The organism is Flavobacterium psychrophilum, assembly GCA_001708385.1.
GTDB lineage: Bacteria > Bacteroidota > Bacteroidia > Flavobacteriales > Flavobacteriaceae > Flavobacterium > Flavobacterium psychrophilum_A.
The window spans coordinates 4,058,412-4,073,130 of sequence record CP012388.1; the positions used below are offsets into that span (position 1 = coordinate 4,058,412).

The 14,719-nt window shown below is 39.0% G+C and carries 11 protein-coding genes and 3 pseudogenes; 7 read left to right on the forward strand and 7 right to left on the reverse strand.

Going from position 1 to position 14,719, the window contains the following annotated elements:
- Positions 1–14: 14 nt before the first annotated feature.
- Complete coding sequence (locus ALW18_17825) at positions 15–998, forward strand: hypothetical protein (protein ID AOE54199.1); 984 nt, start codon at positions 15–17, stop codon at positions 996–998.
- Between the two features lie 45 nt (positions 999–1,043).
- Here ALW18_17825 and ALW18_17830 read toward each other — a convergent pair whose 3' ends face one another.
- Positions 1,044–1,937 (reverse strand): carbohydrate kinase, encoded by an 894-nt coding sequence (locus tag ALW18_17830; GenBank protein AOE54200.1) that lies wholly within the window; start codon positions 1,935–1,937, stop codon positions 1,044–1,046.
- A gap of 169 nt (positions 1,938–2,106) precedes the next feature.
- Between ALW18_17830 and ALW18_17835 the strand changes: the two genes are divergently transcribed.
- From ALW18_17835 to ALW18_17855, 5 genes and pseudogenes are all read left to right on the forward strand, one after another.
- Positions 2,107–3,951 (forward strand): cytochrome C peroxidase, encoded by a 1,845-nt coding sequence (locus tag ALW18_17835; GenBank protein ID AOE54201.1) that lies wholly within the window; start codon positions 2,107–2,109, stop codon positions 3,949–3,951.
- Between the two features lie 249 nt (positions 3,952–4,200).
- A pseudogene (locus tag ALW18_17840) lies at positions 4,201–6,066 on the forward strand (twin-arginine translocation pathway signal protein).
- 931 nt (positions 6,067–6,997) lie between these two features.
- Positions 6,998–7,576: pseudogene (locus tag ALW18_17845) on the forward strand (hypothetical protein).
- A gap of 114 nt (positions 7,577–7,690) precedes the next feature.
- On the forward strand, positions 7,691–7,882 hold the full coding sequence (locus tag ALW18_17850; GenBank protein AOE54477.1) for a hypothetical protein: 192 nt from the start codon (positions 7,691–7,693) through the stop codon (positions 7,880–7,882).
- The gene (locus tag ALW18_17855; protein ID AOE54202.1) at positions 7,869–8,429 is read left to right on the forward strand and encodes a DNA mismatch repair protein MutS; all 561 of its coding nucleotides are present in this window, start codon (positions 7,869–7,871) and stop codon (positions 8,427–8,429) included. Before ALW18_17850 ends, ALW18_17855 begins: the two co-directional genes overlap by 14 nt.
- Before the next feature lie 879 nt (positions 8,430–9,308).
- On the opposite strand, the pseudogene ALW18_17860 reads toward ALW18_17855, so the two are convergent.
- Positions 9,309–9,515 (reverse strand): annotated as a pseudogene (locus ALW18_17860) (hypothetical protein).
- Between the two features lie 107 nt (positions 9,516–9,622).
- Here ALW18_17860 and ALW18_17865 point away from each other — a divergent pair.
- Positions 9,623–10,750 carry a cysteine desulfurase gene (locus ALW18_17865; protein ID AOE54203.1) on the forward strand — a complete coding sequence of 376 codons (1,128 nt, stop codon included), beginning with the start codon at positions 9,623–9,625 and terminating at the stop codon, positions 10,748–10,750.
- A gap of 45 nt (positions 10,751–10,795) precedes the next feature.
- Here the strand turns inward: ALW18_17865 and ALW18_17870 are convergent, their stop codons facing one another.
- From ALW18_17870 to ALW18_17890, 5 genes are all read right to left on the reverse strand, one after another.
- The gene (locus tag ALW18_17870) at positions 10,796–11,485 is read right to left on the reverse strand and encodes an OmpW family protein (protein ID AOE54204.1); all 690 of its coding nucleotides are present in this window, start codon (positions 11,483–11,485) and stop codon (positions 10,796–10,798) included.
- A 116-nt stretch (positions 11,486–11,601) separates the two neighbouring features.
- On the reverse strand, positions 11,602–11,793 hold the full coding sequence (locus tag ALW18_17875) for a hypothetical protein (protein AOE54205.1): 192 nt from the start codon (positions 11,791–11,793) through the stop codon (positions 11,602–11,604).
- Positions 11,794–11,918: 125 nt separating this feature from the next.
- Positions 11,919–12,446, reverse strand: coding sequence for a hypothetical protein (locus ALW18_17880; protein AOE54206.1), 528 nt, complete (start codon positions 12,444–12,446; stop codon positions 11,919–11,921).
- 76 nt (positions 12,447–12,522) lie between these two features.
- Complete coding sequence (locus ALW18_17885) at positions 12,523–13,230, reverse strand: hypothetical protein (GenBank protein AOE54207.1); 708 nt, start codon at positions 13,228–13,230, stop codon at positions 12,523–12,525.
- An 86-nt stretch (positions 13,231–13,316) separates the two neighbouring features.
- Positions 13,317–14,705: a hypothetical protein gene (locus tag ALW18_17890; protein AOE54208.1), complete on the reverse strand. Its 1,389-nt coding sequence runs from the start codon at positions 14,703–14,705 to the stop codon at positions 13,317–13,319.
- Between the last annotated feature and the right edge of the window lie 14 nt (positions 14,706–14,719).

Here is a 14,719-nt window from a genome sequence, read left to right on the forward strand (position 1 = left end):
ACACACCTACAAAGATGAAGATTAAGATAACCATCCTTGCCTTACTATGTTTTATGCTTTCTCAGGCACAGGATCCTATATTTACACAATATTTTATGGCACCGCAGGCGCTGAATCCCGGGTATACGGGCTTTATGGAAACAACCCATGTTGGGGTGCTTCACCGCACACAATGGCCCGATGCCGAGCTAAAGATAAACAGCGATTATGCTTTTATTAATGCATGGGCAGAGGGTATGAACAGTGGATTAGGATTAAGCTTTCTGAGTCAGCGCGAATCGTTTACCAATTACAGCCTTAATCAGGTGAATGCCAGTTATGCGTATAAAGTTCAATTGGAAAGCGACTGGTATTTTATTCCGGGTATAGAGGTGGGGTTCGGTACAAAGTCATACGGTTTTCAAAACCTTATCCTGGAAGACCAGCTTAATATTGGTACGGGAACAATTGACGGTACAAGTATTGACCCACTTGGAATAAAAGACAGGATTACGTTTTTTGATGTGTCTGCCGGTATGGTAGTGCACAACGAAAATGCCTTTTTTGGAGTAGCATTAAAACATTTAAATAAGCCTAATATTTCGTTTACTACAATCGGTAATGTTCCGTTAGATATGTTTCTTTCTGTAAACGCCGGATACGAATTTATGGTCTCAGATTATAATGATTTCCTGCCAAACAACACAAAATTATTATTTACGTCGAGCTTTATGATGCAAGGCGATTACAACCGCCTGAATGTTGGAACCGGACTAATATTTTCACGTTTTTTCTTTGGGGCTATAGCAGCTACCAATCCGTCACGCAATAACCCGAACAGCCATTTGCTGACATCAATAAATGGTTTTGGAGGGTTGCAGTACGAACACTTTAAGTTTGGCTATTCGTACGATTTTAATGTTAGTGGTATAGGACGAACCGGTGGGGTACACGAATTTTCTATAACCTACCATTTTGATCTTGCTGCCAAATGTTTCGGGTGTCCGCAATACGAATAATACCTATATATTATACAAATAAGGCAGCTTGATAGCTGCCTTATTCTATTTCATGATTTGTTCAATTTCTACATCTGTAATTGAGGCATTCGCTCCCGGTTTGGAAGCAACCAACGAACCCACAGCACAGGCAAAGTCAATAGCCTTTTGAGGTGGCGTGCCTGTTAGTAGTTTTGTAACGAGCGATGCAAGAAAAGAATCTCCTGCGCCAACCGTATCGGCAACAGTTACAGTATATCCCGGATTAGAGTAGAATTCACCATTCCACAATAATAAAGCACCGTCTTTACCACGGGTTACGCAAACAGCTTTAGCATTCGTTTTTTCCGCGATAAACTGCATACTTTTCTCAATGTTATCTGAATTAAAACCCAAGGCTGTGGCGATCTCAGGAAGTTCCTCATCATTTAGTTTTATAAAGTCGGCTTTCTGCATTAATACATCGAGCGTCTCTATGGAATAATGTGGCTTTCTTAAATTGACATCAAAAACTTTGTAGGTAGTGCTATTGAGTAATTGCAATAAGGTAGTTCTTGAGGTCTCATCACGGCAAACCAGGCTTCCGTAAATAATTACATCGGCATCATCAACTAAGTTTTTAGTGTGAGTATCAGCTTTAATTTTATCCCATGCCGATGGATAACTTATATCGTAGGTAGCCGTTCGGTTTTCATCTAGGTGTACAAGTACAGTACCTGTGGCAAAAGCGTCGCTGACTGATATTCCATTTGTATCAAGCCCCTGTTTTTTTATGTAGTCAAGTATTACCGTTCCGTCTTCATCTTTGCCAACGCAGCTAATCATTGCGGCATAGCAACCCAGGCTTTTCATTCGTAGGGCAACATTAAGCGGAGCACCGCCTATTCGTTTATCATCGGGAAAAACATCCCAAAGTACTTCGCCGTAGCTAACCGCTTTAAGGCTTTTATTGTTGTTCATGTATCGGGTAAAATGTATTACAAAAGTATATACTGCAATTTAATGGATTCCATAGCATTTTTAGGACTGCTAACAGATATTTTTAATTATTACTTAATGTAGGGTTAACGTGACTGGCGCAGTGCAATGGTAAGTTTGCGGAATTTAAAGTTAACAAGCACGAAAATACATGTACTATAATTTTACCAGAATAAGGCTCGTTGCTATTGGCGCAATAGCCGCTGCTGCCACGGCATTATCGTTCTCTTTCACGTCGGACGAAGCCTATACAATAGCTCCTGCCGTAGTTAGTAAATATACCTATGAATTTAAAGAAGCAGCAGTACAAATGGATAGGGCTGCCGAAGATTTCAGGTCAGGTAAAATAAGCCTGGATTCCCTAAAGCAGGTATTGGCAGAAACCCGTATCAGCTACAAAAAAATAGAGTTTTACCTTGCGTTTCATTACTCCGAATACGTGAATGAACATATTAACGGCGCACCATTGTTACATATAGAAAAGTCAGGTACAAGTCCGTTAGTGCTTACGCCTGAAGGTTTACAGGTACTTGATGAATTGGTTTTTTCTGATGAAGCTGCGGACGAAAAAGGGCAGATTGCAGCGATTGCTAAAAAACTGAATTCCTATTACACTATTTTATTCGGTAGTCTTGATACCAAAAGCGGAACTGTAAAAGGTAACATATCGGCGATGAGGCTTCAGCTGGTAAGAATGTATTCATTAGGCTTAACCGGCTTTGATACACCTGGATCGCTCAACGCCATTCCCGAAGCACAAGCAGCACTTGAAGGTATGAAGGCTTTTTTATCTGAAAACTATCCTGAGGCTAAAACAAAAAGTATACTTCCATTGTTTGACGGGGCTATTGGCTACCTTGAAAAAAACACCTCTTTTGAAACCTTAGACAGGCTTGAAATATTTAGAAATTATATCGATCCATTATATAAACAGCTTGGCACAATAGAAAAAGGGCAAGAGCCTGAATTCATCAAGCAGATAGCGGCATGGAATCCCGGCAGTACTTCTATTTTTGGGAATGACTTTTTGAATCCGTATTTCTTTACCGACCTGAAGGAGGGTGAAGACAATGAGGCACTTCGATTATTGGGTAAAGAATTATTTTATGATGCAGCGATAAGCGGAGACGGTACAATGAGCTGTGCTACCTGCCACCAGCAGGGTAAGGCATTTGCCGATGGTATACCAAAATCGATTAGTAATGTGGAAGGTAAAACGGTTTTGCGAAACGCCCCAAGTTTGATTAATGCGGTGTATTCCGACAGGTACTTTTATGACCTGCGCGCCTTTACACTGGAACAACAGGCAGAACACGTAATCTTTAATCCGGATGAGTTTAATACAGCCTATAGTGCTATTCTTAAAAAACTGGGTGAAAGCAAAAGATATGCAGATCAGTTTAAAAGCGTATTTGGAAAAGGAAAGATAACACGCGAAAAATTCTCAAAAGCCCTGGCATCGTATGTGCTTTCGCTACGCTCTTTTAATAGCCAGTTTGATAAATACATAAGAGGAGAAAGTAATGAGCTAAGCCAGGAAGTGAAAAATGGATTTAACCTGTTTATGGGTAAAGCCAATTGCGCTACCTGCCATTTTGCACCTACGTTTGCGGGCTTGGTTCCGCCATTGTACAATGAGAACGAAAGCGAGATATTAGGCGTGCTTGCCGACCCGAATGCTAAATCGCCAAAACTGGATACCGACGAAGGCCGATGGAGTAATACTATATTAAGTGAATACGCCTGGATCTATGAAAAATCGTTTAAGACAAATACAGTGAGAAATTCAGGGCTTACGGCCCCATACTTTCATAATGGCGCTTACGCAACACTGGAAGAAGTTGTAGAGTTTTATAACAATGGTGGCGGGGGAGGCCTCGGGCTTAATGTAACGAACCAAACTTTGTCGGCAGATCCGCTAAACCTTACTGCGACCGAGAAAAAAGAGCTTGTAGCGTTTATGAAAGCCCTAAATGATGTTCCTTCAGGAAAATAGTATTTAGGTCAATGTTAAGGAAAAAGTTATGGCTTTTGTAATGACTAAAATAGTTTAAACACTGATACACAATAGTAACCGGACGCTTGTCCGGTTTTGTGTTTTATAAAAACAGTGATAGCGCAACAGTTTGCTTAATCTTATTTTAAAGAACAGGGCTGTTACTTAATCTAAACTTAAGCAGCGCTTCAGTTGCAGGACATATACCAGGTCTACTTTTGCCGCATAACAAAAACTAATTAACAGATTATGAAAAAACGTTTACTATTAGTAAGCCTTTTAATGTCGGGAGCTTTTTATGCCCAGGAGGGTGTATTCCCGGTTGCTAAAGGAGCACAGTGGAAGTATCTTGACAACGGAACAAGCCAGGATGCTACAAACTGGAACCAGATTAACGGCGATGCCGCTGCCGGATGGGCTACGGGTGTTGCACCACTAGGTTATGGCGACCCAATGGCTACTGTAATATCTTACGGGCCTAACCCGACTAAGTATATTACATCATACTTCTATAAAGATATCGATGTGAACCCATCATCTCTTACAGAGTTTGTTGAGTTTGGATTACGTAGAGACGATGGTGCTATTATTTATGTAAACGGTGTTGAGGTTATAAGGGATAATATGCCTGCTGAGCCAACAGATTACCTTACGAATTCAGCATCTACAATTGATGGTCTAAACGAGAAGAAATTCTATATTTTTAAAGTTCCTAAAACGGCTTTCACTACAGGTATCAACAGGATCGCTGTAGAAATACACAACCGTGACGGTAACAGTTCTGATCTTGGTTTTGACCTTTACATCAAAAACACTCAGGACCTAAGCGTTAGCTGTGAAGAATCTCACATTGGCTGTTTTACTTCGATTAAGCCAACGGCTCAGCTTAACCACCTTATTATAGCTCCGGAGCACCGCTTCCAGTTGATATTTAAAGAAGGATGGCAGTATATGACAGGTACAGGAAATGTACCGGGTAACCATGATTATACCGCATTTATCCCTAAAAATAACAGCAGTAAATTAGGTCACCTTTCTGTAAACCAGGAAAATACTCCGGGTGGTGTTTCAATGCTTAATATTCACCTGAATGAAGAAAATAACCTTTGGGTAGTTGATGACTCTAAAGCAGTTGATATGTATAACAATGACCTTGTTACAACATCAAGAAACTGTTCTGGTGGTTTAACTCCTTGGGGTACTGTAATTACTACAGAAGAAGATACAGCTACCGGAGACGCTAACGGTGACGGATACCAGGATCTTGGATGGTTTGTGGAAATTGATCCGGAAACTGCTAAAGTAAAAGAATACGGTAATGGTAAACAGGAAAAACTTTGGGCTCTTGGAAGAATGAACCACGAGAACATCGTTATTACTCCTGACGGTACTACAGCATACTATGGTGAAGATGGTGGTACACATTGTGTATACAAATTCGTAGCCGATGTTGCTAATAACTTCACTGCTGGTAAAGTATATGTACTTAAGCTTGACCTTGATTTATCTAACGATGAGCCTAGTTCTGCAACTGCAAAATGGATACAGGTACCTAACACAACTAAAGAAGACCGTAACAACCTTCGTAATGTAGCTTCATTACTTGGCGGTACAAACTTTAACGGTGTTGAAGATTGCGAAATTAGCCCGCTTGACGGCAAAATATACTTTACAACTAAAGGGAAAAACAGGATTTTCAGATTTAAAGATAACGGAAGCACGATAACCGAATTCGAAACTTTTGCAGGTGGCGTAAACTACGATATTGAAACTGCAGACGGTATTGTTAACGAGCCTTGGGCAGACGGTAACGACAACCTTACATTTGATGATAAAGGAAACCTGTGGGTACTTCAGGATGGTGGATTAAACTACATCTGGGTTATCCGTCCCGATCATACACAAAGCAAGCCAAATATTAAATTGTTCGCTTCTATGCCGGCAGGTTCAGAGCCAACAGGTTTAACGTTTACACCAGACTTTAAATATGGTTTCTTCTCTGTACAGCACCCTAACGGTAACAATGCACCACAACAGGATGCTACGTTTACAGATGTTAACTTTAACGCTTCTGCTACTGTAGTTTTTGCTTTATCTGAAAACCTTGGAGCGCAGACACCCGCTGCTGACTTTACAGCTAGCCTTACAACTGTAGATAAAGGTGAAACAGTAACATTTACAGATATAAGTACTAATAACCCTACAGCATGGGAATGGACATTTGAAGGTGGAGAACCTGCAACTTCAACTGAAAAAAATCCTGTTGTAACTTATGCTACACCGGGTACATACAATGTTAGCCTTGTAACATCTAACGCTGCCGGTGAAAGTACACCTGCTGAAAAAACAGACTATATACTTGTAGAAGATGTTCTTGGTCTTGATACACCTAACCAGTTAAAAGGTATGGTTACTCTTTATCCAAACCCTACACAAGGTAACGTAACTGTTGAAATAAACGGTGAAGCAGGAAATGATGTATCTGTAGAAGTATTTGATATGCTTGGCAGAAAAGTTTCTGAAGTTAAGGGACAATCTATCGGCGGAAGCCAGAAATTAGATATCAATCTTTCAGCAGCTGCAGGAGACCAGGTATTTGTTGTTCGCGTTCACGTGGGCGAAAAGACAGGTTCTTACAAACTGCTAAAGAAAAATTAAGTAGGTAATGTAATTTTTTTAGGGCCGGCGTTTTATATGCCGGTCCTTTTTTGATTTAGATATGATAAGAACAAGTATCGCCATTATGGCTATGTTTTCAGTGTGTAGCGGATATGCCCAAAATGCCAATCCGTTAAAAGAACCGGTATATTATAGTATTGATGATGCTGTGGCTTCTAACAATGCAAAACAGTTAAACTTAAGGGACAGGCATGTCTTTACCCTTTCGCCGGAAATAGATAAGATAAAGGGGCTTACCTTTCTTAATATTATGGGGAATAACCTGGAGCATTGGGATGAGGTACTGTTTAAGCAAACAAAGCTTGAAGTGCTTAATATTCAGGGTAACCTTTTAAAATACATACCCAATAATATTGATGTATTTAAGCAGATGATTAAGCTGGATGTGTCAGACAATGACATCGCTACAATGCCGGGGTCTATCGGGAAACTTAAAAAGCTTAAGTATTTGTACCTTTCACAAAATGCATTTACCGCAGTGCCGGGCACTATAAAAAACTGTTCTTTACTTGAAGTGTTGGCTCTGGATGACAATCAGCTAAGCTATTTGCCTCAGGAGTTATCCGAACTTAAAAAACTTAAACAGCTGAATATTGGCAGAAACCAGTTTAAAGAGTTTGATAATGACTGGGCCGGACTGGAAAATCTGGAAGAACTGAATGTTGAATATAACCAGCTACAACTTTTTCCGGAGAGTATTGGCAGGTTAAAAAATCTTACTTCTATCATTGCAGATCATAATAAGATAAAAACGTTGCCTTCATCTGTCGGCGAACTGAACAAGCTGACACTGCTTTCATTAGCAAATAACAATATTACAATATTACCCGAAAGTATTACTAAGCTTTCCAACCTCAAAACGCTTATACTAACAGGTAACCCTATTACCGAAAAAGAAAAATCCAGAATTAGGAAAGCTCTTCCGGATTGCCAGGTCTATTTTTAAATAACATAAAATCTTGTATAAACCTCCTTTATGGAGGTTTTGATTTTTATGGAGTTGCATAAAATTTTGGAAAGCTTATATTTGCAGGGTACTTTATTAATTTATTGCTTTATCATGAAAACCATTTATATCGTATTATTTTTTGCAGCTGCCTTTGTAGCCTTATATGAGCAGTCTACAGGACATCCAAATCTGTTTATTATGATCGGGTGTATTGCTATTTTTATGATGGGAATGATGAAGCTAATGGCTAAAGTGCCAAGCAAATCAGAACAATATAAGGAGGAAGATAATGGCGAAGTTTAGTATTGGCGATCAGGTTAGCGTACTGGATGATTCTTTTAGCGGCCGCGTTAAAAATTTTAAAGGCGGGAAGGTAATCATAGAAACCAACGAAGGTTTTGAGCTGCCTTTTGACGAAAGCGAACTTATTAAAATAACCAACCAGGGCGAGTTGAGGTCTTTCTTTTCATCGCAAAGCCTTGGATCTGTACTTAGGGAAAAAGAAGAACCGAAGAAGCGCAGTTTTGTGAAAGAGAAAAAATCACGCAAAGACGATTTTGTACTCGAAGTAGACCTGCACATAGAAAAGCTCGTACCCAACAAACGTGGAATGTCTAATTACGACATACTAACCCTGCAAACGGAAACAGCAAAACGCCAATTGGAATTTGCTATAAAAAACAGGATGCCTAAAGTGGTTTTAATTCATGGGGTGGGAGAAGGCATACTTAAAGCTGAACTCGACTTTTTACTGGGCCGTTATGAAGGCATAGATTTTAGGGATGCCGATTACCAGAAATACGGACTGGGAGCTACCGAAGTATATATAAAGCAAAACCCTAACAGGTGATAGTAAACATAGAAAATCCCGCTTCGGCGGGATTTTCTATGTTTACTATTATTCAGCAGCTTTAGAATATTCACCAAAGAAATAACCATCTTCAGTTTCTACAGCAACGTCTTTAAGGGTAAATGTCAAATTATTACTGTCACGGTTTCTAAATATAATGTCTTTAAGATATATTTTGTGTAGGTAACTATTTCCGGCAGCATTAAATGTTGTAATTACCTTTATAGTGCCCGGAGTAATTGTGTTCTGACTTGTAGTTGCATTTGCGCTCCATCGTTGCCCGGGTACGGGGTTAGGCAGGTCACCTCCACCAGATTTACAAATTCTTTCGTCATTAACAGTACTTTCAAATACCGTAAAGTCTATTGTATTGCGATTTTCAACAAGTTCGTCTACGTTATTAACGACTACAGATCTTGTGCCTGCTTCATTTTTAAATAGATCAGAATCTTTAGCAGTTGTAAGTACCAGTGCCTCTTTAAAATATTTAGTATATATAATGTTGAAACAACTTAAAACTGTAGGCTCTTCATCTTCAGCGGCAAATTCAAAATCAAAACCGTTAGCTATATTAATAGTTCCGTAAAGATTGTCATTTATAGTAATGCTTTCTCCACCTTTTGTAAACGTCACATTTTTAAGTGTTATCTGGTGGCCGTAACCGGTAACTTTTCCGGTATCCTTATTCGTAGTTGCCGTTGTTATTACAGATAATGTTCCAACACCTATCCATTGGTCATCATAGTCGGCGGTACCATTTATAAAAGTGGCGCAGATATTACTTGGTATAGCAGTGTAATTTCTGTAAGTGATTTTGTTATTCCCGGTTATGATAATTTCACGAGGTATGTTTTTACCGCTTTCATCTCTGTTTTCAGAATTGATTAGTTGTCCGTCGGCAAGTTCAAGGATTAATACTTCTGTTCCGTTTGATATATAATATAATTTGCCGGTACTGGTACTTGCGAGTGGGCAATTTTGAGGATCGTTTGCATCAGAAAAGTCAAATGTTTTAAAAGTCATATCACCATCGTCGCAGCCGGATAGCAAAACCAAAATAGCAATAAGGCTAAAAATCTTTTTCATATATAAGTATTTTGAACAAAAATAATCTTTTTCGTCAAGTTCCTGAAATGTTTAAAGGTGTTATCAATAAATAAAATTGCAGCTACTTTTTCTGTAATTTTGCAGTAATGAAAAAAGCATATCTTGATAACGCAAGTACAACCGCATTAAGGCCGGAAGTACTACAGGAAATAACGCATATTCTTGCCGAAAATTATGGCAACCCATCTTCTACCCATACTTTTGGGAGAAGTGCCAAGGTTGTTGTAGAGACGTCGCGCAAAACCATCGCCGCACTTATTGGTGCAGAAGCCCGTGAAATTATTTTTACATCGGGTGGTACAGAATCCAATAACTGGATTATAAGGAGTGCCGTTAAAGATCTTGGCGTAAAACGTATTATAAGTAGTAAGGTAGAACATCATTCGGTGCTTCATGCCGTACTTGAGGCCCAGAAAGAATTTGGCATTACTGTAGATTACATCAATCTCCTGCCGGACGGCAGTGCAGATATTACCCACTTAGTGCAATTGCTTAGCCAGGATGTTCTAACACTGGTAAGCCTTATTCACGTGAATAACGAAACGGGTACGGTACTGGATATAGAAAGGGTAGGGCGCATATGTAAACAATATAACGCCTATTTTCATACCGATACGGTTCAGTCTATTGGTAAAATGCCGTTAGACCTTGCAGCTATTCCGGCAGATTTTATAGTGGCAAGCGCTCATAAATTCCACGGGCCAAAAGGAATCGGATTTGCTTTTGCGCGCAAAAACTTAATGCTGAAACCATTTATATATGGCGGTGAGCAGGAAAAAGGTTTCCGTGCTGGTACAGAGGCATTACATCAAATTGGTGGGATGGCTAAGGCACTTGAATTATCGTACGCGAACCTTGAGGAAGAGAAAAAACATATTACTGCCCTAAAAGCATACTTTACGGAACAGCTTGATAATCATTTTCCGGGTTACAGGATTAATGGGGAAAATGACAGCCTGTTCTATAATATTATAAATGTTATGCTGCCGTTACCGGAAGACAAAACTTCGATGATATTATTTCATTTGGATATGAAGGGGGTTGCTGTATCAAGGGGTAGTGCGTGCCAGTCCGGGAGTGTACGGCCTTCTCATGTGTTAAAAGAGATACTTACGGGTGACGATATAAAAAAGCCATCATTACGAATTTCATTTAGTCACTTCAATACCAAAGAAGATATAGATTTGCTGATCGCAGCATTGAAAACAGTATAAAATACGAAAGCCGCCCTCCGGCGGCTTATAAACAAAAACTACTACTTAAAACCTCATACCTACGCCTATGCCAAATAGCCACGGGTCGATGTCCACTTCGGCCGGTATACTTAGCCCTGCGGCAAGGTTAGAAGCATCTACGGTTACATCTGTGTTAAGGAAAATCTTCTTAGCATCGATGTTTATAAAAAACGTATCGGTAATCATATAGTCGATACCCAGCTGGCATGCAAAGCCTACTGCATTATCATACTTAACATCTTTTACGGTATTTCCGCCTTTTACATCATAGAAAATGGTGTAATTTATACCTGCGCCTACATACGGCTTGAAGTTTTTATCGGCAAGCGGATAAAAATGGTACTGAAAAGTAAGGGTTGGCGGTAACAGGCGAACACTGCCCAAATCTACATTGGTACTTGTTGGTCCGCCTACGGCAGAGATATCCGAACCTGTTGTGTTTACGTCATGTTTAGACGTTCCGAGGATAAGTTCGGCGGCAAAGTTTTTAGTGAAAAAATAGGTAAAATCAAGTTCCGGAATAACAGCGGTGGATATGGCTGCATCGCCGTCTATCAATCCTATAGAGGCACTTTCTGAAGGTACTACTGCAAGGCCTCTAAGGCGTACCTGCCATCTTTTAAAATCGGTGTTTGGGTTAGAATCCTGTTGTGCAAAAACAGAACTAATGCTAAAAAAAGAAAGGGCAAATACAGATAAAATTATTTTTTTCATTTTGTGTGTGTTTTGAATTACATGTCAAAAGTATGTAAGACAAAAGGCACTTTAACTGATATAAATCATGGTTTAAAACCTATTTTATCTGCTTATATAATTGTAGGGTTGGTAGTCTATTTTTTCTTTTTTCTGCCCCAGTTCTTTTTCATTTTCTTATACGATTTCTTAGAAACAGTTTTCTTCTTTTTAGGGCGTGAGATGCCTTTTTTCTTTCGGGCATTTATATTGTTTACAAGTGAATTTTTTACACCCAGCTTATTCTTTTTGGTACTGCCTTTTTTAGCTTTCTTCTTTAACTTACTCATAGTATACTTTTTTGAGGGAATTAAAAATACAAAAGAGCGAAAAGTATTTATGCCTATAAGCTGTTAAATAAAAAGCACCGCCCTCATTTCGAAACCGGTGCTTTATAAGACTCTCATCGTAATAATTACTCCTTTTTCGCTGCCATATTTACCGCAGGCAGAACATCGTTAGAAGGCGTAAGCGAAAAAGAAATTATATCATATTTCCAGGTACTGTCTTTCCATACAACGTGCGAAACCATCCTCCACGGGATGTACTGGGTGAATATGTTTATATTAAACTGTTCTATAATTGTAGCTTCATCCATATCAGTATTAAAAATGATTTCCTGAAAATCAACTTTGTACTGTATAGTGCCAATGGCAGGGTTAAGCAATTTTCTGTTCAGGTGCTGGATAAAAGGTTCGTAGCTAAATATCTCGGTGTGGTCAGTGTCCGAATACGAGCCATTGTCAAGAAGCATACCTTTTATGGTTTCTATCTGTTTGGCTTTGTATGCGGTGTGAAATTTTTCGGAGATTTCCCTGATTTCAGCCCTTGTTTTGTCGGCATCTTTAGTTTTTTCTGCTGTCGCAGAATTATGTTTATCAGTACATCCTGTTATCGCCGTTAAGCTTAACACTAATGCAAGCAGAGTTATAGTTCTTTTCATAGGTTTTGGTTAATTTAAGGGGCTAAAATAAGTATTTGTTTTTAAATACAAATCTCGATTTAAGTTACAGGTCTAATTATCTCATCCAGCCTTCAATTTTGTATATTTTCTGGGTAAGTTTTTTTTCTTTTCCGGTTTTTTCATTTTTATACCACATTTCAAAGCGGGCAGCATATGGCTTACCCCAATCTCCTTCGTAAATCGTAAAATCATCTTTTAAACGATAGTGCGCTATTGAATCAGATAAGTTTACAGTAATAGCAGATCGTAATTTTAATTCCTCAACACTTAGTGGATCCTCGTGTGTAACTTCAAATGCTTTAAGAAATACAGTTCCCTTAGCCGGACTGTTTATGCAGATGTCATAGGTATAAATACCAGGTTGAAATCTGTTATATAATTTAAAATCTATAGGATTAATAAAGACATCACTTAAGGAATCTTTAGGAACTTCTATTGTGATGTCTTTTGGTATTTCGAGATTATTGGCATAATAATCATAGGGGTAAAACATGATGTAAATAGATAAGAATGAGACTCCTATAAACAATACGAGAACTGTACTAATAAGTTGCAATATACCGTGGAGATATTGCTTTTTAAAAAGTTTTATAATTCCTATAACTCCGGATGTAACCAATGCAATGAAAGGAATAGTTAAACCTAAATAAAATGCAGTTTGGTAAGGCAGGGTTATAATGCATATATTAATAATACCTAGTATAATAGATATGAGTACAGGTATGTACCAGTTGTTATAGTAGGCAGATAAAATATTTTTCATAATTGCTGATTGTAATTTATGTGGACAAAAAAAATCCGCACTGAATATTCAATGCGGATTTATATATAGTAAAATGTATGTACTAATTATAGGTGAATCACTTCATCGTAAGCAGCAGCAGCAGCTTCCATGATAGCCTCACTCATAGTAGGGTGAGGGTGAACCGATTTAATGATCTCATGTCCTGTAGTTTCAAGTTTTCTTGCAACAACAGCTTCGGCTATCATATCTGTAACACCTGCGCCAATCATGTGGCATCCTAACCATTCGCCATATTTAGCATCAAAGATAACTTTTACGAAACCATCAGGGGTACCCGATGCTTTTGCTTTACCTGATGCAGAGAACGGAAACTTACCAATTTTAAGTTCGTATCCTTTTTCTTTAGCTTGTTTTTCTGTAAGACCAACAGAAGCAATTTCTGGAGTAGCATAAGTACAACCCGGTATGTTTCCGTAATCAAGAGGCTCTACATGAAGGCCTGCAATTTTTTCAACACAAAGAATACCTTCTGCAGATGCAACGTGTGCAAGTGCCTGGCCCGGTACGATATCTCCGATAGCGTAGTAACCCGGTATGTTAGTCTGGTAGTAAGAGTTAACCAATACTTTATCCCTGTCTGTAGCAATACCAACTTCTTCAAGACCGATGTTCTCGATGTTAGATTTAATACCTACCGCAGAAAGAAGGATATCTGCCTCAAGGATTTCTTCGCCTTTAGCTGTTTTAACTGTAGCTTTAACGCCGTTACCTGAAGTATCGACTTTCTCAACAGAAGAGTTAGTCATAATTTCGATACCCGACTTTTTAAGCGAACGCTCAAATTGTTTAGAGATATCTTCATCCTCTACAGGAACTATGTTTGGCATGAATTCAACAACAGTTACCTTAGTACCCATTGAGTTATAGAAATGAGCGAACTCAACACCAATAGCACCAGAGCCTACAACGATCATAGATTTAGGCTGCTCCGGCAGGTTCATTGCCTGGCGGTAACCAATAACTTTTTTACCATCCTGAGGCAGGTTTGGCAGTTCGCGGGAACGTGCACCTGTAGCAATGATAATATGGTCTGCGCTAAGCTCAGTAGTTTTTCCGTCTTTAGATGTTACGTCAAGTTTTTTACCCGGTTTAAGTTTACCCGTGCCTTCAATAACTTCTATTTTATTTTTTTTCATAAGGAACTGAATACCCTTGCTCATACCATCGGCAACGCCACGGCTACGAGCGATAACAGCACCAAAATCTTTATCAAATTCTTTAACGGTAAGACCGTAATCAGAAGCGTGTTTCAGGTAATCAAAAACCTGTGCACTTTTTAAAAGTGCTTTCGTCGGGATACAGCCCCAGTTAAGGCATATACCACCAAGGTTTTCTTTTTCCACAATAGCAGTTTTCAATCCTAATTGTGCTGCCCTGATAGCGGCAACATATCCGCCCGGGCCACTTCCTAAAACAATAACATCGTATTTCATCAGTGTATAATTTC